The 22,613-nt window shown below is 66.5% G+C and carries 19 protein-coding genes; 14 read left to right on the forward strand and 5 right to left on the reverse strand.

The genetic code is table 11. From position 1 onward, the window contains the following. Positions 1 to 89: 89 nt before the first annotated feature. A complete protein-coding gene (locus tag NN4_RS28135; RefSeq protein WP_147137820.1) occupies positions 90 to 890 on the reverse strand; it encodes an HAD family hydrolase in 801 nt (266 codons plus the stop codon). A 114-nt stretch (positions 891 to 1,004) separates the two neighbouring features. Further along, complete coding sequence (locus NN4_RS28140) at positions 1,005 to 2,159, reverse strand: hypothetical protein (RefSeq protein WP_147137733.1); 1,155 nt, start codon at positions 2,157 to 2,159, stop codon at positions 1,005 to 1,007. Between the two features lie 159 nt (positions 2,160 to 2,318). Between NN4_RS28140 and NN4_RS28145 the strand changes: the two genes are divergently transcribed. The 13 genes from NN4_RS28145 (at position 2,319) to NN4_RS28205 (ending at position 18,912) form a co-directional block, all read left to right on the forward strand. Beyond that, a complete protein-coding gene (locus NN4_RS28145; protein ID WP_107653598.1) occupies positions 2,319 to 3,296 on the forward strand; it encodes an ABC transporter permease in 978 nt (325 codons plus the stop codon). Continuing rightward, positions 3,293 to 4,216, forward strand: coding sequence for an ABC transporter permease (locus tag NN4_RS28150; RefSeq protein WP_147137737.1), 924 nt, complete (start codon positions 3,293 to 3,295; stop codon positions 4,214 to 4,216). The genes NN4_RS28145 and NN4_RS28150 overlap by 4 nt, the downstream gene beginning before the upstream one ends. Further along, positions 4,213 to 6,093: an ABC transporter ATP-binding protein gene (locus NN4_RS28155; protein WP_147137740.1), complete on the forward strand. Its 1,881-nt coding sequence runs from the start codon at positions 4,213 to 4,215 to the stop codon at positions 6,091 to 6,093. Before NN4_RS28150 ends, NN4_RS28155 begins: the two co-directional genes overlap by 4 nt. A 12-nt stretch (positions 6,094 to 6,105) precedes the next feature. Continuing rightward, positions 6,106 to 7,794: an ABC transporter family substrate-binding protein gene (locus NN4_RS28160; RefSeq protein ID WP_147137743.1), complete on the forward strand. Its 1,689-nt coding sequence runs from the start codon at positions 6,106 to 6,108 to the stop codon at positions 7,792 to 7,794. After that, positions 7,791 to 9,482: an ABC transporter family substrate-binding protein gene (locus tag NN4_RS28165; protein WP_246181130.1), complete on the forward strand. Its 1,692-nt coding sequence runs from the start codon at positions 7,791 to 7,793 to the stop codon at positions 9,480 to 9,482. Before NN4_RS28160 ends, NN4_RS28165 begins: the two co-directional genes overlap by 4 nt. Before the next feature lie 32 nt (positions 9,483 to 9,514). After that, the gene (locus NN4_RS28170) at positions 9,515 to 11,194 is read left to right on the forward strand and encodes an ABC transporter family substrate-binding protein (RefSeq protein WP_147137746.1); all 1,680 of its coding nucleotides are present in this window, start codon (positions 9,515 to 9,517) and stop codon (positions 11,192 to 11,194) included. A 32-nt stretch (positions 11,195 to 11,226) separates the two neighbouring features. Then, on the forward strand, positions 11,227 to 12,906 hold the full coding sequence (locus tag NN4_RS28175) for an ABC transporter family substrate-binding protein (protein WP_147137749.1): 1,680 nt from the start codon (positions 11,227 to 11,229) through the stop codon (positions 12,904 to 12,906). Next, positions 12,903 to 13,559, forward strand: coding sequence for a hypothetical protein (locus NN4_RS28180; RefSeq protein ID WP_246181131.1), 657 nt, complete (start codon positions 12,903 to 12,905; stop codon positions 13,557 to 13,559). Before NN4_RS28175 ends, NN4_RS28180 begins: the two co-directional genes overlap by 4 nt. 158 nt (positions 13,560 to 13,717) lie before the next feature. Then, positions 13,718 to 14,446, forward strand: coding sequence for a FadR/GntR family transcriptional regulator (locus NN4_RS28185; protein ID WP_147137751.1), 729 nt, complete (start codon positions 13,718 to 13,720; stop codon positions 14,444 to 14,446). 8 nt (positions 14,447 to 14,454) lie between these two features. Continuing rightward, complete coding sequence (locus NN4_RS28190) at positions 14,455 to 15,171, forward strand: sterol desaturase family protein (RefSeq protein ID WP_147137754.1); 717 nt, start codon at positions 14,455 to 14,457, stop codon at positions 15,169 to 15,171. Between the two features lie 176 nt (positions 15,172 to 15,347). Continuing rightward, on the forward strand, positions 15,348 to 15,557 hold the full coding sequence (locus NN4_RS28195; protein WP_107653590.1) for a heavy-metal-associated domain-containing protein: 210 nt from the start codon (positions 15,348 to 15,350) through the stop codon (positions 15,555 to 15,557). Positions 15,558 to 15,577: 20 nt separating this feature from the next. Further along, positions 15,578 to 16,537, forward strand: a complete 960-nt coding sequence (locus NN4_RS28200) for a DUF8832 domain-containing protein (protein WP_147137758.1) — start codon at positions 15,578 to 15,580, stop codon at positions 16,535 to 16,537. Between the two features lie 122 nt (positions 16,538 to 16,659). Next, positions 16,660 to 18,912, forward strand: a complete 2,253-nt coding sequence (locus tag NN4_RS28205) for a heavy metal translocating P-type ATPase (protein ID WP_147137761.1) — start codon at positions 16,660 to 16,662, stop codon at positions 18,910 to 18,912. A 152-nt stretch (positions 18,913 to 19,064) separates the two neighbouring features. Here the strand turns inward: NN4_RS28205 and NN4_RS28210 are convergent, their stop codons facing one another. Further along, the gene (locus tag NN4_RS28210) at positions 19,065 to 19,955 is read right to left on the reverse strand and encodes an NAD(P)H-binding protein (RefSeq protein ID WP_147137764.1); all 891 of its coding nucleotides are present in this window, start codon (positions 19,953 to 19,955) and stop codon (positions 19,065 to 19,067) included. A gap of 96 nt (positions 19,956 to 20,051) precedes the next feature. On the opposite strand from NN4_RS28210, the gene NN4_RS28215 reads away from it, so the two are divergent. After that, positions 20,052 to 20,900 (forward strand): AraC family transcriptional regulator, encoded by an 849-nt coding sequence (locus tag NN4_RS28215; RefSeq protein WP_147137830.1) that lies wholly within the window; start codon positions 20,052 to 20,054, stop codon positions 20,898 to 20,900. Positions 20,901 to 21,029: 129 nt separating this feature from the next. Here NN4_RS28215 and NN4_RS28220 read toward each other — a convergent pair whose 3' ends face one another. Both NN4_RS28220 and NN4_RS28225 read right to left on the reverse strand, forming a co-directional pair. Continuing rightward, positions 21,030 to 21,782: a lysophospholipid acyltransferase family protein gene (locus tag NN4_RS28220; protein WP_147137767.1), complete on the reverse strand. Its 753-nt coding sequence runs from the start codon at positions 21,780 to 21,782 to the stop codon at positions 21,030 to 21,032. Between the two features lie 15 nt (positions 21,783 to 21,797). Next, positions 21,798 to 22,541 (reverse strand): lysophospholipid acyltransferase family protein, encoded by a 744-nt coding sequence (locus NN4_RS28225; RefSeq protein ID WP_107659893.1) that lies wholly within the window; start codon positions 22,539 to 22,541, stop codon positions 21,798 to 21,800. Positions 22,542 to 22,613 lie beyond the last annotated feature (72 nt).

The raw sequence follows: 22,613 nt of genomic DNA on the forward strand, positions 1-22,613 counted from the left end.
CGCCCAGTCGCTGGACCCATAGCCGGGCAGCGAGGGGCACGCCGGAATCGCCTGGGCGCGTGCGGCAGTCGCGCGCCAGGGTTACCCGCTCAGATCCACCAGCGTTCGAGCACGCGGGCAACGCCGTCGTCGGAGTTGGATTCGGCGACCTCGTCCGCCGCCTCTTTGGCTTCGGCGTGCGCATTCGCCATCGCGACACCGTGGCCGGCCATGGTGAGCATCGGCACGTCGTTGGGCATGTCGCCGAACGCGACGATGTTCGCGGCCTCGACGCCGAGGCGCTGCGCGACGATCGACAGGCCGGAGGCCTTGGTGACACCGGGTGCGGACAGTTCGATCAGTCCGTGCTCGGTCGAGTAGGTGATGTCGGCGCGCTCGCCGATCAGCGGCGCCAGCACGGTGCGCATGTCGGAGCTGCGGGCGCCGGGTAGTCGGATCAGCATCTTGATCGCGGGTGCGTCGACGACCTCGTTGCGGGCCACCGTGGTGTCGTCCGGATTCAGCCAGGCGTGCTCGTACAGCGGCGAGCTCACGAACTGCGGGGTGACCGCGTCGTGCGCGCTCTCCCCGACCCGCTCGGCCGCGAGCCCGCACCCCGGCAGCGCCTCCTCGGCCAGGTCGGCGATCCAGGACAGGGTGTCCACGTCCAACGTCATGCTGGCCAGCACCCGATCGGTCGCGCTGTCGTAGATGACCGCCCCGTTGCCGCACACGCACAGCGGCGCGTAGCCGAGCCCGTCGACGACCGGGTCTATCCAGCGCGGCGGGCGTCCGGTGGCGAGCACGAACGGCACGCCGTCACCGATCAGCGCGTCGACCGCGGCCTTGGTGCGCGCGGTGACCCGCTCGTCGTGGTCGATGAGGGTGCCGTCGACATCGGTGGCCACCATCTTCGGCTTGGGCAGGTGCAGGAGGGTCACCTATTCCATCCTGCCGGACAACCATCTGGAAGTGGCGGGCGTGTCGTGCTGCGCACAGGAACCTATCGCTCGACGCCCGAGCGGTTACGAAGGTGGCGGACGCCGAACGCCGTCGTCCTCAGCTTTCTGCGGCTCGGAAGATGGTGGCTGCCGGACCGTCTCGTCGTCGGGCGCGGGTTGCGGACGCGCCTCCTGACCGCTGGGCGTCTCGGCGGGCGCGCTCGAAGCAGCTTGTGGCTCTGGCCGTGGCCCCGCAGCCGCACCACTCGGGGTTCGGGTGGGTGCGCCCCGAGCAGCTTGCGGCTCTGGCGGCGACGATTCGGCCTGGCCACGCTGTGGCATGGCACCGGATTGTGCGGGTCCGCTCCCGCTGGCCGGTGGCGCAGCAGGCACCCACCCGCCCTGTCCGCTCGGCGCCGGGGGCTGGGCGGACAGATTCCAGCCAACCTGTGGTGCTGAAGGCTCCTCAGCGACCTTCTCGTCCGGCACCGCGCCACCAGATTGCGCGGGCACACCCCGAACGGGTTGGGGCGAGGGTGTAGTGACCTGATCGGTGGGATCCGCGGACGCGGAGTGCGCAGGAGGTTGGGCGGGCGAGTCCCAGGCGGCTTGTGGTGCGGGTGGCTGGTGCCAGGTCTGATCGGAGATACCCGTTGGTGCCGCCTGCTGCCAGGGCGGGCCGGGGTAGGGGTATCCGTACTGCTGGGGGATGGCGGCGGCGGGACTGTGTGCCAACCAGCGGGAGGTGGGCGGAAGCAGGGCGAGTATCGCGGTGGCGACGGGGAAGATCAACCCGATCAAGCTGCCCGCACTGCCGCTGATCACGCCGAGCCCGTCCGAGGAACCATCGATGGAACTGACGAGCGCGAACCCGACGATCTCCGCGACGACCACCGTGACACAGCCGACGACGACGAGCAGCCGGCCGAACGATTTCCTGCTGAACATCGCGACCGCGCCGACGCCGAGCACGACCGCGATCACCAGCGACAGCACGCCGGACACGATGGCCCAGGTCTGAAACCAGTCCTGTGAAAACAGCCCGGATGTGTCGTAATCCTGCAGTTGCCAGCCGATGAACCCGAACGCCAAACTGATTCCGCCACCGAGCAATTGGCCGATACTGCCGACGCACGCCAGCACCCCGGCAGTCACCGCGGTTGCCCCGCTCGGCGCGGGAACTCCGGCCGAATACGCCGGATATGGGTTGTATCCCCCGGGATATTGCGGATAACTCACGACTCCCCCTTCGACGCGTCGCACCGCCCGCGCACCTATGTGCCGCAAGAATAAAGGACATGCCGAACCCCGCGTGACACGCGCGACCGGGTCATCGTCCTTATGATCAGGGGCTAATACTCGACGCTGGTCCGTCCAGCCGAAAGACCATGAGGACTGATGACCGGCTTCCTGCTACGACGCGCGCTTCACTATGTCGTGCTGTTGCTGCTGGCGTCGTTCCTGACCTTCAGCCTGGCGTCGCTGACGTTTCGCCCGCTGGACAGTCTGGAACAACGCAACCCGCGCCCACCGCAGGCGGTGATCGACGCCAAGGCGGAGGAGTTACACCTCAACGACCCGATCCCGCAGCGCTATATCACCTGGCTCAAGGGGATCCCGCAAGGGGATTTCGGCAAAACCCTGGCCGGTCAGCCGGTGAGCGAGGAGCTGCCGCGCCGGGTCGCGGTGAGTTTGCGGCTGCTGATCCTGGGTTCCCTGGTCGGCACGGTGCTCGGTGTGCTGATCGGTGCGGCGGGCGCCATCAGGCAATACAAATTCAGTGACTACTTCACCACGGTGATCTCGCTACTGGTGTTGAGCACGCCGGTGTTCCTGCTCGCAACATTGTTGAAATACGGTGCGCTGGAAATCAATTCGCTCACCGGCTCGCAGATATTCCTCTACACCGGCGAGACTTCGGCGAACCGTATCGACGGATTCTGGCCGCAACTGCTCGACCGCCTGCAGCATCTGGTGCTGCCGACGGCCGGTCTCGCCCTCGGCGGTATGGCGGGCTACAGCCGCTATCAACGCAACGCGATGCTCGACGTGCTGCAAAGCGATTTCATTCGCACCGCCCGCGCCAAAGGCCTGACTCGGAGCAAAGCGCTCTACAAGCACGGTTTGCGCACGGCGTTGATTCCCATGGCGACCTTGTTCGCCTACAGCCTGCTCGGCTTGATCACCGGCGCGACGTTCACCGAGAAGATCTTCGGCTGGCACGGCGTCGGTGAGTGGCTGGTGGATTCGATCAATGCCCAGGATCTGTACGTGGTGGTCACGGTGACCGCGTTCGCCGGACTGGTGGTGCTGGTGTCGGGCCTGCTCTCCGATGTGGTGCTGGCGATTCTCGATCCCCGGGTGCGTGTGCGATGACTGAAGCCGTCGAAATCATCGTCCAGGGTGCGCCCGAACCGGCGGCGGCAGGCCGGAGCAAGCTGGTGCTGCGCAGGTTTCTGCGCAACAAGCCCGCCGTCATCGGCGCGGCGATACTGATCCTGCTGTTCATCGCCAGCTTCGCGTTGCCGCCACTGCTGAAATACGACTACCAGCAGCTGGATTACACCGCCCTGCTGAAGCCGCCGAGCGCCAAGCATCCGTTCGGCACCACCCAGATCGGGCAGGACGTACTGGCGCAGACCCTGCGCGGCATGCAGAAGTCGCTGCTGATCGGCCTGTGCGTGGCGCTGGTCTCCACCACCATCGCCGCGACGGCGGGCGCGATGGCCGGGCTGCTCGGCGGCTGGACCGACCGCGCGATCATGTGGTTGGTCGATCTGCTGCTGGTGGTGCCGAGCTTCATCATCGTCGCGCTGTTCGCGCCGCGCACTAAGGGCAGCGGATCGATCCTGCTGCTGATTCTGCTGCTCAGCCTGTTCGGCTGGATGATCAGCGCACGCATCGTGCGCGGCTTGACGCTCAGCCTGCGCGACCGCGAATTCGTCAGGGCCGCACGGTATATGGGCGCACCGACGCGCACGGTCATCGTCAGTCATATCCTGCCGAACATCGCGTCGATCCTGATCATCGACACCACGCTGGCGGTCGGCGCGGCGATCATGGCCGAAACGGGGCTCAGCTTCCTCGGTTTCGGTGTGCAGCCGCCGGATGTCTCGCTCGGCTCGCTGATCGCGTCCGGCACCAAGTCGGCGCTCACCTATCCCTGGCTGTTCCTGTTCGCCGGTGGCCTGCTGATCACCATCGTGTTGTGCGCCAACCTGGTCGGTGACGGACTGCGCGACGCATTCGATCCCGGCGCCAAGCGGGCGCGCTCGAAGAAGAAGGCAAAGGTATGACGGGCGCTGACCCCACCGAGAAGGTCGTGGTCGAGAAGAACTTCACCGCACCGCTGCTGGAGGTCACCGACCTTCGCGTCTCCTTCCCCAGCGAGGAGGGCCGCATCGAGGCGGTACGTGGCGTCAACTACACCGTCTCCGACGGTGAGGTGCTCGCCATCGTCGGCGAATCCGGCTCCGGCAAGTCCGTGTCGTCGCTCGCGGTGATGGGCCTGCTGCCGGAGCAGGCGCGGATCGGCGGCTCGATCCGGCTGCGCGGCCGCGAACTGCTCGGCCTCGGCGATCGCGAATTGTCCAGGCTGCGTGGCAGTTCCATCAGCATGGTGTTCCAGGACCCGCTCTCGGCGCTGACCCCGGTGTACCGAGTCGGCGAGCAGATCGCCGAAGCCCTGCTGGCGCACGGCAAGATGAGCAAGACCGAGGCGGCGGACCGGGCGGTCGAGCTGCTCGGCCTGGTCGGTATCGGCGAACCCGAGGTGCGCGCCAAGGCTTTCCCGCACGAGTTCTCCGGCGGCATGCGCCAGCGCGTGGTCATCGCCATGGCCATCGCCAACGATCCCGCGCTGATCATCTGCGACGAGCCGACCACCGCGCTCGATGTCACGGTGCAGAAGCAGATCCTGAACCTGCTGCGCAAGGCGCGCGATATCACCGGCGCGGGCGTCATCATGATCACCCACGACATGGGTATCGCGGCCACACTCGCCGACCGGGTCGCGGTGATGTACGCCGGGAAGATCGTCGAAACCGCCACCACCACTGAGCTTTTCAGTGCACCGAGGATGCCGTACACGGTGGGCCTGCTCGGCTCCATTCCCCGGATGGACCGCCCGGCCCGCCAGCCGCTGATCCCGATCTTCGGCGCACCACCCGCCATGCACGCGCTGCCGCCGGGCTGCTCGTTCGCGCCGCGCTGCCCGATCTCCATCGATGAATGCCGGGTCGCCGAGCCGCCGTTGGAGAAGACCAACCCCGGGCACGCCGCCGCCTGCATCCGCACCGCGGAGGTCGGCACGGACGACCTGTTCGAGGCGTATCGGCAGGAAGTCACCGAGCCGAGGGTCGAGGCCGAGGTCAGTGCGCAAGTGGTGCTGCGGGTTTCGGAGTTGGTGAAGACCTTCCCGATCACCGCGGGCATCCTGTTCAAGCGCCGTAAGGGCGAGATCCGCGCGGTCGACGGCATCAGCTTCGAGGTGCACGCGGGCCGCACGCTGGCGCTGGTCGGCGAGTCCGGTTCCGGGAAATCCACGACGCTCAGCCAGATTCTCGACCTGGTCCGGCCGGAATCGGGCACCATCGAGATCATGGGCAGCGACGTCGCGACCCTGACCAAGGCACGCAAGCGTGAGATCCGCCGGAAGATGCAGATCGTCTTCCAGGATCCGACCGCGTCGCTGGACCCGCGCCTGCCGATCTTCGACGCGCTGGCCGAGCCGATGCGCATCGACGGACGCGGACGCGACGAGATCAGCCGCCGGGTACCGGAACTGCTCGAGCAGGTCGGCCTGCGCCGCGATCATGCTGAGCGCTATCCCGCCGACTTCTCCGGCGGCCAGAAACAGCGCATCAGCATCGCCCGCGCCCTCGCGCTGGACCCGGAGCTCCTGGTGCTCGACGAACCGGTGTCCTCACTGGACGTCTCCATCCAGGCTGGTGTGCTGAACCTGTTGCGCGACTTGCAGATCGAGCGCGGACTGTCGTATCTGTTCGTCTCGCACGACCTGTCCGTGGTGCGCAACCTGGCCCACGATATCGCGGTGATGTACCGCGGCAAGATCGTCGAATCCGGCCCGGCGGAACAGATTTTCGCCGATCCACGGCACGAGTACACCCGCGCGCTCATCGACGCGGTGCCCGTGCCTGCCGTCAGCCGATAGAAGGAGAGCGCGATGCCGATCCGAGCGAGCCGAAGGCCGGCATTGCGCTGGGCGATACCGGTGGTCGCGCTGAGCCTGATCACGGCGGGTTGTGGCGCCGGTGACACGCCCTCGACCGAGGGCGTGTCGGGCGCGATCGGCTCCACCAGCGACATCAACCCCAAGGGTGTCGACGAGTTGCGCGACGGCGGGAACCTGCGGCTGGCCACCACCTCGTTTCCCGCCAACTGGAACACCCTGTCCACCGACGGCAACGACGGCGAGATCGCCGACATCGAACGACCGTTGATGCCCCGCGCGTTCGACACCAACGCTGCGGGTGAGCTGACGGTCAACCACGACTACTTCACCGATGTCCAGCTCACCAACACCAGCCCCCAGCAGGTCACCTACACGATCAACCCGAAAGCCGTTTGGTCCGACGGCAATCCGATCACCTGGGAAGACATCGCCTCGCAGGCCAAGGCACTCAACGGCACCGACAAACGCTTCCTGATCGCCATCACCGTCGGCTTCGACCGAGTGGAGAAGGTCGAGCGTGGCGTCGACGACCGGCAGGCCGTCATCACGTTCCGTCAGCCCTTCACCGAATGGCGCGGCCAGTTCGCGGGCAACATGTCGCTGTTCCCCAAGTCGGTGACCGCCGACCCGGAAAGCTTCAACAAGGGTCTCGTCGACAACATGGGGCCGACGGCGGGCCCGTTCCTCGTCCAGTCCACCGATCGCGGCCAGGGCCGAATCGTGCTGGGCCGCAACCCGAACTGGTGGGGCGCCAAGCCGAAGCTCGACACCATCACCTACACCGTGCTCGACCGCAACGCCTGGGTCGGCGGCCTGCAGAACAACGAGCTCGACGCGGTACTGCTCAGCAACCTCGACGACGCGACGACCGTGCGCAGGTCCTCGGGCGTCGTCGTCCGCCGCGCACCAGGTAACCGCTGGCGGCACATCACCTTCAACGGCGCACCCGGCTCCATTCTCGCCGATCCCGCTCTGCGCGTTGCAATCTCGAAGGCGATCGACCGCCAAGGCATCGCCACCGCGGTGCAGAACGGTCTGGTCGAGCAGCCGAAACCGCTGAACAACCACGTCTTCCTGGAGGGCCAAACCGGCTATCAGGACAACAGCCTCGGCTTCGATCCGGACGCCGCCGCAAGGGAACTCGACGCACTCGGCTGGAAGCTCAACGGCGACACCCGCGAGAAGGACGGCCGCAAACTGGTCATCCGGGACGTCATGTACAACGACGACACCTGGGTCCAGATCGCCCGCATCATCCAGCAGAACCTCGCCCGGATCGGCGTCGAACTCACCATCGACACCAAGCCCGGCGCGGGCTTCTTCACCGACGTCATCATCCCCGGCGACTTCGACACCGCCCAATTCTCCTACATCGGTGACGCCTTCCCGCTGAGCAGCATTCCGCAGACCTACGGCTACAACCCCGGCGACTGGCAGAACAACTTCGGCCACATCGGCTCCCCCGAACTCAACGCCCTGATCGATCGCACCCTCTCCGAACTGGACCCGAAGAAGGCGATCGAGTTGGCCAACGAGGTCGACCGCAAGGTGTTCGAGGAGGGGCATTCGTTGCCGCTGACCCAGTCGGAAGGGAACTGGGGCGTGCGCGCGGACATCGCCAACTTCGGGTCACCGGGGTTGGCGTCGTATGACTACACCAAGATCGGATTTATGAAGTGACGAAACCGAGCACCCGGATCTCCACGCTGGGTACACGTTTGGCAGTACCGGCACTAGCGTTGGGCCTGGTGCTGTCCGGGTGCTCGAGCTCGGACGAGAGCGCCGACGACGGGGCGGCCGCCGCGCTGGGCACGACCAGCGACATCAACCCGCACCCCGTCGCCGACCTGCGCGACGGCGGCAATCTCCGCTTGGCACTGACCACACTGCCGGAGAACTGGAACGCCCTGCACACGGATGCGACGGGCGAGGTCGGCAGCATCGCGCGGCCGATGATGCCGCGCGCTTTCAAGACCAGCGCCTCCGGCGAATTCTCGGTCAACACCGACTATTTCACCGACGTCGTGCTGTCGAGCACGGACCCGCAGCAGGTCACCTACACGATCAACCCGAAAGCCGTCTGGTCCGACGGCAGCCCGATCACCTGGGAAGACATCCGATCCCAGGCCAATGCCCTCAGCGGCGCCGACAAGGCGTACCTGATCAAGCTGACCAACGGTTTCGACCGGGTGGCGAAGGTCGATCGCGGCGTCGACGACCGGCAAGCCGTCATCACCTTCAAGCAGCATTACGCCGATTGGCGTGGTCAGTTCTCAGGCAACGCCTTCCTGTACCCGAAGTCGGTGACCGAGTCCGCGGAAGCTTTCAACAAGAGCCTGCTCAACGGCATCACGCTGACCGCAGGGCCGTTCCTCGTGCAGTCGGTGGACCGCGCCCAGGGCCGGGTCGTGCTCGGCCACAACCCGAAGTGGTGGGGTGACAAACCCAAGCTGGATACCCTCACCTTCTCGGTGCTCGCCTCCGAAGCCATCATTCCGGCCTTGCAGAACAACGAGATCGACGCGGTCGGCATCGCGTCCATCGATGACATGAAGACCGCACGCGACACCGCCGGGGTCGTCATCCGCCGCGCACCGGGCAACAGTTGGTCGCACCTGACCTTCAATGGCGCGCCGGGTTCCATCCTCGCCGATCCCGCGCTGCGCGTCGCACTGTCGAAGGCCATCGACCGGCAGGGCATCGCGACCGCCGTGCAGAACGGTCTGGTGGCGGAACCCAAGCCGCTGAACAATCATGTGTTCGTCGAAGGCCAGGTCGGCTACCGGGACAACAGCCTGCCCTTCGATCCGGCCGCCGCGGCCAAGGAACTCGACGCGCTCGGCTGGAAGCTCAACGGTGACGTCCGGGAGAAGGACGGGCGGAAACTGGAAATCCGCGACATCATGTATAACGCCCAGAGCTGGGTGCAGATTGCGCAGATCATCCAGCAGAATCTCGCGCAGGTCGGCGTCAAGCTGGTCATCGAAACGAAGCCGGGCCGCGGCTATTTCTCCGATGTCATCAAGCCGGGCAATTTCGACGTGGCGCAATGGATCTGGTCGAGCGACGCCTTTCCGTACAACGGACTCCCGCAGATCTACGCCTACAACCCGGACGATCTGCAGGGCAACTACGGCCGCATCGGTTCTCCCGAGATCAATGAGCTCATCGAGCGAACCCTCCTCGAACTCGACCCTGAAAAGGCCATCGACCTGGCCAATCAGGTGGACCGGAAGGTGTTCGAGATCGGGTTCTCGCTGCCACTGGTGCAATCCACCGGCAACGTGGCTGTCCGCGCGAACCTCGCCAACTATGGCGCACCCGGCTTGGCCTCCTACGACTACACCAAGATCGGCTTCCTGAAGTAACTACGCAGCATTTCTGCGGAAAGGAGCGGACCATGCGGGTTCGTTCATTGACCATTCGACTGGCGATTCCGTTGCTCGCCATCGGTTTGATCGCGGGCGGATGCGCCGCCGACGACACCGACGCACCGGCGGGTTCCACTGCCGCGCTCGGCACCACGAACGACATCAATCCGAAGGATGTCAGCGAATTGCGCGACGGCGGCAATCTGCGCCTCGCGCTCAGTGCCCTGCCGCAGAACTGGAACGGTCTGCACAACGATGGAAACGACGGCGACACCGCCTCGCTGCTGCGGCCGATGCTGCCGCGTGCCTTCAAAACTGATGCAGCGGCAGCGCTTTCGGTCAACACCGACTACTTCACCGATGTCCAGCTGACCAACACCGAACCCCAGCAGGTCACCTACACGATCAATCCCAAAGCCGTCTGGTCCGACGGCAGCCCCATCACCTGGGAAGACATCCAGTCTCAGGCCAATGCCCTCAGCGGTACCGATAAATCTTTCCTGATCGCCATCAGCAATGGGTTCGATCGGGTGGAGAAGGTTGAACGCGGCGTCGACGAGCGACAGGCCGTCATCACCTTCAAACGGCACTATGCCGACTGGCGTGGGCAGTTCGCGGGGAACTCGTTCCTCTATCCCAAGTCGGTCACGGCGACACCTGAGGCGTTCAACAAGAGCCAGCTGCAAGACATCACCTTGACGGCGGGCCCGTTCCTCGTCCAGTCGGTCGACCGGGCGCAGGGCCGAGTTGTCCTCGGCCATAACCCCAAGTGGTGGGGCGACAAGCCGAAGCTCGATACCCTCACCTTCAGCGTCCTCGACAATGCCGCACGCTTGCCCGCGCTGCAGAACAACGAGATCGACGCGGTCGGCCTGGCCAGCAGGGACGAGCTCAAGTCCGCGCGCAGTACACCCGGCATCGCTATCCGGCGTGCGCCCGGAAACAACTGGTCGCACTTCACCTTCAACGGTGCGCCGGGTTCGGTGCTCGCCGACGCCGGTGTGCGCGTTGCCATCTCGAAGGCCATCGACCGGCAGGCCATCGCCACCGCGATCCAGAACGGTCTGGTAGAGGACCCGAAGCCGCTGAACAACCATGTCTACCTGCAGGGGCAGGAGGGTTATCGGGACAACAGTCTCGGCTTCGACCCGGCCGCCGCGGCCAGGGAACTCGACGCACTCGGCTGGAAACTCAACGGTGACGTCCGGGAGAAGGACGGGCGGAAACTGGAAATCCGCGACGTCATGTACAACCAGGACGTCTGGGTGCAGATGGCCCAGATCATTCAGCAGAATCTGGCCCAGATCGGCGTCAAGTTGAACATCGAAACCAAGCCGGGCACCGGGTTTTTCACCGATGTGATCCAGCCGGGCAACTTCGATGTCGGCCAGTGGGCCTGGTTGGGTGATCCGTTCCCGCTGAGCAGCCTCAACCAGATCTACGGCTACAACCCGGACGACCTGCAGGGCAACTACGGCCGCGTCGGATCCCCCGAGCTCAATGCGCTGATCGAGCAGACGATTTCGGAACTCGACCCGAAGAAGGCCGTCGAGCTGGCCAATCAGGTCGACCGTAAGGTCTTCGAGTTGGGGCATTCGCTGCCGCTCATGCAATCGCCGGGCAATGTCGCGGTTCGCGACAATCTGGCGAATTTCGGAGCGGCGGGGCTGGCGTCCTACGACTACACGAAGATCGGGTTCCTGAAGTAACTACGCAGCATGTCTGCTGAAAGGAGCGACCTGTGCGGCTCGGTTCATCGGTGACCCTTCTCGCGGTTCCCCTGCTGGCCATCGGTTTGGTGGCCACGGGGTGCGGCTCGAACGACGAGGATGCGCCCAAGGGGGCGGTCGCCGCCGTCGGCACGACCAACGACATCAACCCCCACGATGTCGCTGATCTGCGCGACGGAGGCAATCTGCGGCTGTCGATCTCGGCGTTTCCCGCGAATTGGAACACGCTGTCCAACGACGGGAACGACTACGAGATCGGCAGCCTCGAACGCCCGATGATGCCGCGGGCGTTCCGCACCAATGCCGCGGGCGAGCTTTCGGTCAACACCGACTACTTCACCGATGTCCAGCTCACCAATACCAACCCGCAACAGGTCACCTACACGATCAACCCGAAAGCCGTCTGGTCCGACGGCAGCCCGATCACCTGGGAAGACATCCGATCCCAGGCCAATGCGCTCAGCGGCGCCGACAAGTCCTTCCTGATCGCCATCAACAATGGGTTCGATCGAGTGGAGAAGGTCGAACGCGGCGTCGACGACCGGCAAGCCGTCATCACCTTCAAGCAGCATTACGCCGAATGGCGCGGGCAGTTCGCGGGGAACTCGTTCCTGGTTCCGAAAACGGTCACCGCGACGCCGGAATTGTTCAACACGAGCGAGGTCGACGGGATCGGGTTGACCGCAGGGCCGTTCATGGTGCAGTCGACCGACCGCGCACAGGGCCGAATCGTGCTGGGCCGCAATCCGAAATGGTGGGGTGACACACCGAAGCTCGACACCATCACCTACAGCGTCCTCGACAGTTCCGCCGACCTGCCCGCTCTGCAGAACAACGAGATCGATGTGGTCGGCCTCGCCACCCGCGACGAACTGAAGACCGCGAAGAATACTGCCGGAGTCGCCATCAGGCGGGCACCGGGCAATGGTTGGAGCCATCTGACGTTCAACGGCGCGCCCGGGTCGGTGCTGTCGGATCCGAAACTCCGGGTGGCGATCTCGAAGGCCATCGACCGGCAAGGCATCGTGACCGCGATCCAGAACGGACTGGTCGAGGACCCGAAGCCGCTGAACAATCACGTGTATATCCAAGGACAGGCCGGTTACCAGGACAACAGTCTCGGCTTCGACCCGGCTGCGGCCGCCAAGGAGCTCGACGACCTCGGCTGGAAACTCAACGGCGATGTTCGGGAGAAGGACGGTCGCAAGCTCGAGATCCGCGACATCATGTACAACGAAGACACCTGGGTACAGATCGCGCAGATCATTCAGCAGAACCTGGCGCAAGTCGGCGTGCGGCTGAACATCGAGACCAAGTCCGGTAAGGGCTTTTTCACCGAGGTGATCCAGCCGGGTGATTTCGATGTCGCGCAGTGGTCGTGGGTGGGTGACCCGTTCCCGCTCGGCAGCCTCAACCAGATCTACGGCTACAACCCGGACGACCTGCAGGGTAACTACGGTCGCATCGGCTCACCCGAGCTCAATGCTTTGATCGAACAAGCGGTTTCCGAGCTCGATCCGGCGAAGGCGATGAAACTGGCCAACCAGATCGACCGCAAGGTGTTCGAGGATGGCCACTCCCTGCCGCTGATGCAGTCCACCGGCAACGTGGCGGTGCGGGCCGACCTCGCCAACTACGGCGCGGCGGGCCTCGCGTCGCTGGACTACACGAAAATCGGTTTCCTGAAGTGAGTTTCGGATCAGGCCACCCGCTGGCCTATCCGAGCAGCGTGACGATCGGCGCCCTGGCGATTTGCCTCGCCTGGGCGCCATTCGGCGATCTGGACCAGGTGGCGGCGCTGGCGACGGTGGCGCTGGGGATCATCGGGTATTCCAGTTACCGGATCGCTGTTGCGCTCGGGTTTCTGGCGTTCTGGCCGTCTGGATCGGCTCGCACCGTCGGGGTTTCGCGTATCCGCCAGCAGCACCGGCTGCTCAGCCGATCCTGGCTGGAGATCAGCGGCACTGGTCGACCACGATGGCTCCCGGTCTATTTCGACCCCGCACTGATGACCATGACCGAAAGCCGCGCCGATCTCACCGATCGAATCATCCACGTCGCGGGCCGCCGTCTCTACCCCTCCGGCCGCATCCGCACCACGGAACCGCCAGGGCGACTGATCGATAACCCGTCCCGCCCCGACCCGAACGCCCCCACCCTCACCGCGTCCCGCCTACGCCGGCGCCTGCTCCTCGACGCCCAATCCACCGTCGCCGCCCCCTTCGCAGCCCTGTTGTGGATCTACGTCGACGGCGGCTCCTTCACCACCTTCCTCGCCGCCACCTGCGTCGCCGCCATCACCGCCCTCTGGCTCTCCGCTATCCGCGGCTCCGACCCGAGCTGAACCGCGAGCCGGGTCCGAGTCCTGGCGATAGGTCTCCGCAGCGCGGGACATGGCGGCGGCAAATCGAGGGTGGACTCTCCGTCGTGGCCCTATCGCTACGGCGAAACAAATTGGTCTGACCACTTGACCTCCTGACCTATAGGGCGCACAGTAGCGGTATGGCTTTGCAACCTGTGGTCAAGCGGTCGGTGTCGGGGGATGTTTTCGAGCAGATCGCGGCGGATGTGCTGAGTGGGGAGTTGGTGCCGGGGGCGACGTTGCCGAGTGAGCGGCAGTTGGCGGAGGCGTTGGGGGTGTCGCGGCCTGCGGTGCGGGAGGCGTTGCAGCGGCTGGCGGCGGCGGGGTTGGTTGCGGTGCGGCAGGGGGATGCGACGACGGTGCTGGATTATCGGCGGGGGGCGGGGCTGGAGGTTTTGCCGCGACTGCTGGTGCAGGCCGGGGAGTTGGATCCGAAGGTGGCGCGCAGCATCTTGGAGGCGCGGCTGCACAACGGGCCGAAGGTGGCCGAGCTCGCGGCCGGGCGGCTGGGTGTGACGGATGCCGAGACAGTGGGCGCCCTGCTGGCGGGCTCGGTGGAAGCGCTTGCCGCGGAGGAGGATCCGGTCGCGCAGCAGCGGCATGCGATGGAGTTCTGGGATCACGTGGTGGACGCGGCCGACTCGATCGTGTTCCGGCTGATGTTCAACATGTTGCGCGCCGCTTATGAACCAGCGCTCGCGGCGCTGGCCCCGATCATGTCCGCCGAGGTGGGCAATGTCGCGGCCTACCGCGAACTGGCCGCCGCCATTGTGGCGGGCCGAGCACAAGAGGCCGCCGATATCGCCCGAGCCCTGCTCGAGCCGGCGACCACGGCACTGATCGACGTCCTCGACGGACGCTTCACCTAGGAAACAACATGACGAAACCCCATGCTTCCCAGCAGAATTCAGCCGAGACGAACGCACGGGCCCGAGTACGCAACGATGAGCGATCCTTGCGTCGCCGACTCACGCTCGACGCCGCGTTCCGCGAGTTTCTACGCCATCCCTCGCCATGGCTCATAGGGGTCACGCTGATCGCGGCCGTCGTCGGCCGAATCCTGGTGAGCGACTGGCAATCCACCGATCTCCTGGTGCCGGTGGTGATGCTCGCGGTGTTCCCGATCTTCGAATGGATCGTGCACGTCACCGTATTGCACTGGCGGCCGAGACAACTCGGACCGATTCCGATCGACAGCGAACTGGCTCGCAAACACCGGGAGCACCATGTCGATCCGCGCAATATTCCGCTGATCTTCATTCCGACCAAGACACTGTCGGTGCTGGTGGTGGTACTGCTCGCACTGGCCGCGTTCGCTTTCCCGCGCCTCGGTCTCGGCCTGACCTTCCTGATCACCATCACGGTCCTCGGCCTCGGCTACGAGTGGACGCACTACCTGATCCACACCGACTACAAGCCGAAAGGCGCGCTGTACCGGGCGGTCTGGCGGAATCACCGGCACCATCACTACAAGAACGAGCACTACTGGTTCACCGTGACGACCTCCGGCACCGCCGACCGCCTCTTCGGCACCCACCCCGACCCCGCCACCACCGAAGCCTCCCCCACCGCCCGCAATCTGCACGCAGGTTGATCGCGCAATCCACCGGAAAAGCCATCGCCCGAGGGCGGTGGCTTTTTCGTGCCCAGGCCTTCAGTGACCAGGCGCACTTCTCCCGCCGCGAAACAAGCTCTTGACTCAGTACCCTAGGGGGGTATGGTAACTAGCAGGAGCACGGCAGAGGCCGTCGCCGGAGTAGGAGAAACACCATGAGCACCGCGATCACCGTGACCGTCACCGGAATGACCTGCGGCGGCTGCGCCACGTCGGTGCGCGACGGGATCGGCCGCGTCTCCGGCGTCGACACCGTCACGATCGACCTGCCCACCGGCCAGGTCACCGTCGAGAGCGCGGCCCCGATCGAGCGCGACACCATCGTCGCGGCCATCGATCAGGCCGGCTACACCGTCGCCGACTGACACCGGAAACGGAGCATCCGATGAACGCAACCACCAAGTTCGCCGGCTTCGCCCTCGGCCTGGCCGCCGTCTTCGGGATCGCCATCGCCACCGGCGCGGCGATCGGCCCCGAGCCCGCAGCCCCCGAATCACACGCGCACGAGGCCGGGCCTGCGACCCCCGCCGCCGGAGAACCCAACGGCACGATGGCTACCAACGGCGGATATACGCTGCGCCTCGACACCGCACTCACCGCCGCGGCGCCGAATGTCGCGCTGCGTTTCCGCATCCTGAACCAGGACGGCGCACCGCTCACCCGCTACCAGCGCACCCACGACAAAGACTTGCACCTGATCGTGGTGCGGCGCGACATGACCGCCTTCCAGCACGTGCACCCCGTCCTCGGCGGTGACGGAACCTGGAGCGTCCCACTGGATCTCACCCGTGCGGGTGACTATCGAGTGTTCGCCGACTTCACCCCCGAGGGCGGCGACAACCTGACCCTCGGCACCGACCTGCGGGTGGCGGGCAACTACGATCCGCGGCCGCTGCCGGTCGCGGCGACCACCAGCACGGTCGACGGCTACACCGTCACCCTCGACGGCACCGTCACCCCCGGCCAATCCTCGAAGGTCACGTTGTCCGTCAGCCGCAACGGCACGCCGGTCACCGACCTGCAGCCCTACCTGGCGGCCTATGGTCACCTCGTCGCACTGCGCGCCGCCGATCTCGCGTACCTGCACGTGCACCCCGACGGTCACCCCGGCGACGGTGTCACACCGGCGGGACCGGGCATCACCTTCTATGTCACCGCACCGAGTGCGGGCGACTACCGGCTGTTCCTCGACTTCCAGCACGAAGGGGTGGTCCGTACCGCCGAGTTCACGCTGACCGTCGGCCAGAGCACCGGGGCGGCGGAGTCCGCGACCCACGACGGGCACGGCAGCACGCCACCGCCCGCTCCGGCACCCGGCGCCCCGGAACCGGCACACGGCCACTGATGTCCGGTCGGTGCTTCGCAGGCCGCGAGGCACCGGCTCGACAGATATCGACCCAGCACGGCGCGCACCACGGTCGCGACGACCGAATCTCCACTACCGTGCCGCACAGAACGGAGCACACGATGACCACCGCGACGCAACCACCCGGCACCGGGCAGGTCGAACTGGTAATCGGCGGCATGACCTGCGCGTCCTGCGCCAATCGCATCGAGAAGAAGCTGAACAAGCTCGACGGCGTCACCGCGACGGTGAACTACGCGACCGAGAAGGCGCGGGTCGACGTCACCGGTGACGTCTCCCCGGCGGAGCTGATCGCCACCGTCGAGCAGGCCGGATACAGTGCCACGCTGCCGCCGCCGAAGTCCGCACCGACGGAAGTAGCTGTCGCCGAGCAAGACCCGACGGCCGCACTGCGCACGCGACTGCTGGTCTCGCTCGTACTGACGGTGCCGGTGATCGCGATGGCGATGATTCCCGCACTGCAGTTCACCAACTGGCAGTGGCTCTCGCTGACGCTGGCCGCGCCGGTGGTGGTGTGGGGTGCGCTGCCGTTCCACCGCGCGGCGCTGACCAACCTGCGTCACGGCACGGCCACCATGGACACGCTGGTGTCGATGGGCACCCTGGCCGCGTTGGGCTGGTCGCTGTACGCGCTGTTCTGGGGTACCGCGGGCACGCCGGGCATGAAGCACCCGTTCGAGTTCACCATCTCCCGGATGGACGGCACCGGCAGCATCTACCTGGAGGCCGCTGCAGGAGTCACCACGTTCATCCTGGCCGGACGCTTCTTCGAGGCGCGGTCCAAGCGGCGCGCCGGTGCGGCGCTGCGTGCCCTGCTGGAACTCGGCGCGAAGGAGGTCTCGGTGCTGCGCGACGGCACCGAACAGCGGATCCCGGTGGAGCAGTTGGCCGTCGGCGACCGGTTCGTCGTGCGGCCCGGTGAGAAGATCGCCACCGACGGCGTGGTGACCGAGGGCTCCTCCGCGGTCGACGCCTCGATGCTGACCGGCGAGTCCGTGCCGGTCGAGGTCGGACCGGACGACACCGTGGTCGGTGCCACCGTGAACGTCGGTGGCCGGATCATGGTGCGCGCCAGCCGGATCGGCTCGGATACCCAACTGGCCCAGATGGCGCAGCTGGTCGAGGACGCGCAGACCGGCAAGGCCCAGGCGCAGCGGCTGGCCGACAAGATCTCCGGCATCTTCGTGCCGATCGTGATCGCGCTGGCGGTCGCGACGCTCGGATTCTGGCTCGGCACCGGCGGTTCCGTCGCCGCGGCCTTCACCGCCGCGGTCGCGGTGCTGATCATCGCCTGCCCCTGCGCCCTCGGGCTGGCCACGCCGACCGCGCTGATGGTCGGGACCGGTCGCGGTGCGCAGCTGGGCATCCTGATCAAAGGCCCGGAGGTGCTGGAATCGACCAGGCGGGTGGACACCGTGGTGCTGGACAAGACCGGTACCGTCACCACCGGCAAGATGACGCTGCTCGATGTTGTCGCGGCCAACGGCGAAGACACCGTCGAGGTGCTCGCATTGGCTGGGGCACTGGAGGATTCGTCCGAACACCCGATCGCCCAGGCGATCGCCAAGGGCGCCAGGGAGCAGACCGGTGCGTTGCGTGCGGTCGAGGGCTTCGCGAATATCGAGGGCCTCGGGGTGCAGGGCGTAGTGGATGGGCACGCGGTGATCGTCGGACGGGCCCGCCTGCTCGCCGACTGGGCACAACACCTGGACGCGGAACTGGAGCGGACCATGCAGGCCGCCGAAGCCGAGGGCAAAACCGCGGTGGCGATCGGCTGGGACGGTAAGGCTCGCGGCGTGCTCGTCGTCGCCGATGCCGTGAAACCGACTTCCGCCGAGGCGATTTCGCAGCTGCGTGCGCTCGGGCTCACGCCGATCATGTTGACCGGTGACAACACGGCCGCCGCCGAGGCGATCGCCGCGCAGGTGGGCATCGATCAGGTGATCGCGGAGGTGCTGCCGCAGGACAAGGTTGCCACCGTCAAGCGGTTGCAAGCCGAAGGCAAGGTCGTCGCGATGGTGGGTGACGGGGTCAACGATGCCGCCGCGCTCGCTCAGGCCGACCTCGGTTTGGCCATGGGCACCGGCACCGACGTCGCCATCGAGGCCAGTGACCTGACCCTCGTCCGTGGTGACCTGCGTGCCGCGGCCGATGCGATTCGCCTGTCCCGCAAGACCTTGGGGACCATCAAGGGCAACCTGTTCTGGGCGTTCGCCTACAACGTGGCTGCGATCCCGCTGGCCATGGCCGGGCTGCTGAACCCGATGCTCGCGGGCGCCGCCATGGCGTTCTCCTCTGTCTTCGTCGTCAGCAACAGCCTGCGACTGCGCACCTTCCGCTCCACCGCGCAGTAATCGCTGCTGAACCGAAGGGGACGGCACCACACGGTGCCGTCCCTTTCGGTGTGCGCAGTGCACGATGGCGCTGTATCCTACTGCTATACCCGTGACCCGCTGCCGCGTCGGCGCTGCTGGTCGCCTACTCGAGTGGTCACCCGCTCGAGCCGCTACGCCAGCGTCATGCGCCCAGGGGTGGCCACATCCGGCGCTTCGAGGAATGCTGCGGCATGATCGGTGACCCAGTCGGCGTAGGTGCGTGGCGTCCGGCCCAGGACCCGGCTGAGGTCGTCGGTGAGCACAGCGTTGCCGCCTGCACGGACAAAGGCCTGCCCGGCGAGGGCACCCTCGATGAACTCCGCCGACATGCCCAGGGCGCGCATGTGTTCGCGGGCCGCCTCGTTCGGCACGTCGAGTACCGGCACCGGGCGACCGAGCACCTCGGCGAGAGTGGCGGCCTGGTCCGTGCTGGTCAGGAGTTCCGGGCCGGTGAGGGTGTAGATGTTGCCCGAGTGGTCGGCGGAGAGCAGGGCCTCGACCGCGGCTGCCGAGACGTCGCGTGGGTCGACCACCCCTTGCTGTCCGGTGCCGGTCATGCTGGGCACGGGCTGACCGTTGCGGATCGCGTCGGCCCAGCTCAGCGTGTTCGACGCGAATGAGCTCGGGCGCAGGATGGTCCATTCGGCGCCACTCTCGCGGGCCGCCTGTTCACCGGGCAGGTGCCAGGTGCCGACGCGGCCGAGAGCGGTGTCGCCGGTGCCGATGGCGGAGAGTTTCACGATGCGGCGGACGCCGGCGTCGCGGGCGGAGGCGATCAAAGCACGGTCGGCGTCAACGTATTCCGGGCCGAGCACGCCGACGATGAACGCCGCATCGGCGCCTTGCGCGGCCGCCGCCATCGAGCCGGTGTCGCGATAGTCGCCGCGGACCACCTCGACACCGGACGGTAGTTGCGCCCGCGCCGGTTCCCGCGTGACGGCGCGGACCCGTTCGCCGCGCGCCGCCAATTGCCGGACGAGGTCGCTGCCGATGGTGCCCGTGGCACCGGTGATCAGAATCATGAGCTCAACGCTGCCGTCCGAGCCACCGCGTTCTCTAGGAAATTTCGGCACAGTTACCCGACCTGATCAGCGCTTACAGTGGGTCGGGTGACCACCATGCTGCGCACGGCGCCCGTCGTGACCACGGACCTCGTCGAAGCGACGGTCCCCGTGCCGGAGTCGTTGCGGCCCTGGTTCACCGAGCTCGGTCGCATTCCGATGGTGCATGACCTGCCCGAGCTGTTCACCCATCTGCCGCAGACCGCGACCACGCTCGTGCTGCGCACGGAGGAGTTCGGTCCGCGCGAGATGCTGGTCATCGGCCCGCAGACCAAAGCGTTCTACACCGAGCCCATCAAGCCCGCGGGGTGCGTCCGGCTCCGCCTGGCGCCTGGTGCGGCGCGCCCACTGCTCGGTGTTCCAGCGGTTGCTCTCACCAACCGGGTGGTTCGCCTCGCCGATCTGCCGGGTGCCGCAGCGGATCTCGCCGATCAGCTGGCCGAATTGACGCCGGACGAGATCGTTTCGTTCCTGGAAGAGGCACTGCCGCACCGCATCTCCGAGAACGCGTCGCTGCGCACCCAACGCGACGTGCTCCGTGCGGCCGTGGTGGCGCTGTCGACGGACCCCACCGGGCGCTCGGTGCAAGCATTGGCCGACGAGCTCGCGGTCAGTGAACGCCAACTCCGCAACCTGTTCACCGCCGGAATCGGCCTGTCCCCCAAGCACTTCGCGCGCATTGATCGAGTGCGTCGCGTGCTGGCCCAAGCGGGGAACGCGCGGTGGCGCAGTACCAGCACGCAACCGGCCGGGACTCCCCTCGCGCAGTTGGCCGCCGACAACGGCTACTTCGACCAATCCCACATGACCGCCGACTTCCGCACCCTCATGGGCGTCCCGCCGACCTCGTTCCTCCGCGGCGCCCTCCCCACCCCGACCCCCTGCCGACCGCTCGACCGCATCTAGCACGGCGAGCCGCCACCACGGCTGGTCGGTTGGCGACCGTGCGGTGAGTGGCACACCACGGAGTAAGCAACTCGGCCGATGCCGCAGCCATGTGCCACGCACGCCTGCGCCCGTTGGCGCGGCGGTGAGCTAGTGGCGTGGGGGTTGCGATTTGGCTCGGCGGCGGGCTAGTTCTTCCTGTTCCAGGACGGCGGCCTCGGCGAGCGTGGGTGCGGTGCCGCCCAGGCGGGCGGGGACCCAGCGAGCGCCGGGTTCCATGGGGTAGTCCTGTTGAGCCTGGTCGAGGAGGTCCCTCATGCGGGTGCGCAGAGTGGCGGTGAGGGTTTCCGGTGGCGGCGCGGGCGGGATGGGTTCACCGATCCGGATGTTGATCGGAAACCGGTGCCGGCCGAGCTGTTTCGGGATGTCCTTGGTCCAGACGCGGTGGGCACCCCAGATAACCAAGGGGACGATCGGGACGTCGGCCTCGAGCGCCATCCGGGCCGCACCGGACTTGAATTCCTTCAGTTCGAAACTGCGGCTGATGGTTGCTTCCGGATAGACCACGACGAGTTCGCCGTCGCGCAGTGCCTGTACCGCGCGGCTATAGGATTCGGCGCCCGCCGTGCGGTCCACCCCGATCGCCTTGCAGTGCTTCATCAGAAAGCCCACGATGCCGTGCTCGAGTTCGGCCTTCATCATGTATCTGACGTTGCGGCCCGACTTGCGGCCGACCAGCCCGACCTCCATGAAGTCCAGGTACGCGGTGTGGTTCACGGCGAGCACCGCGCCGCCGGTGCGCGGGATCTGGTCCTGGCCCGCGATGTCGAACCGCAGCCCTTGCACCAGGAAAATGGTGCGGACCAAGCCGGTGAGAATGTCGTAAACCGGTTCCCGCGCCATCCGAATTCTCCGCTGCTACGTGGCCGTCTTCCGCGCGGCCTTCTCCGCGGCCTCGGCGGCATCGAGCGCGTCGGCCTCTTCCAGGGTAGGAGCGCTGCCGCCGAGCCGGGCCGGTACCCAGTAAGCGCCTGGCTCGTGGGTGTAGTCCTTTTGCAGATCGAGCAGCATCTCCTGCATGGTCGAGCGCAGCTTCGCGGTCAGCTCGGCGGCCGGCTCGGACGGCGGGATCGGCTCGCCGACCGCGATGGAGATCGGAGTGTTGGTGCGGCCGAGCCGCTTCGGGAAACCCTTGGTCCACACCCGCTGTGCGCCCCAGATGACGATCGGGATGATCGGCACGTCGGCCTCGATCGCCATGCGCGCGGCGCCGGACTTGAATTCCTTGATCTCGAAGCTGCGGCTGATGGTGGCTTCGGGATACACGCCGACGAGCTCACCGCGCCGCAGGTATTCGACCGCGGCCTTGTACGAGTCCGCGCCTGCGCCACGGTCGACCGGAATGTGCTTGAGCGCACGCATGATCGGGCCGGAGATCTTGTCGTCGAAGACCTCTTTCTTGGCCATGAACCGGATGTAGCGCTTGGGGGTGCGCACCGGTAGACCGGCGTAGGTGAAGTCCATATACCCGGTGTGGTTCACCGCGAGCACGGCACCACCCCGCGCGGGGATATGTTCATCGCCCTTGACGGTGAACTTCAGGCCTTCGACGAAGAAGACGGTACGGGCTAGGCCGATGATCGTCCGGTAGACGGGTTCCACAATTCCGCTAGCGTAGTCGCTGACTGTCTCATCCGGCAGTGGGCCGCTGCTTTCTCGGTCACACCGGGCCTG

It is taken from the genome of Nocardia ninae NBRC 108245 (assembly GCF_007990755.1).
Classification (GTDB): Bacteria; Actinomycetota; Actinomycetes; order Mycobacteriales; family Mycobacteriaceae; genus Nocardia; species Nocardia ninae.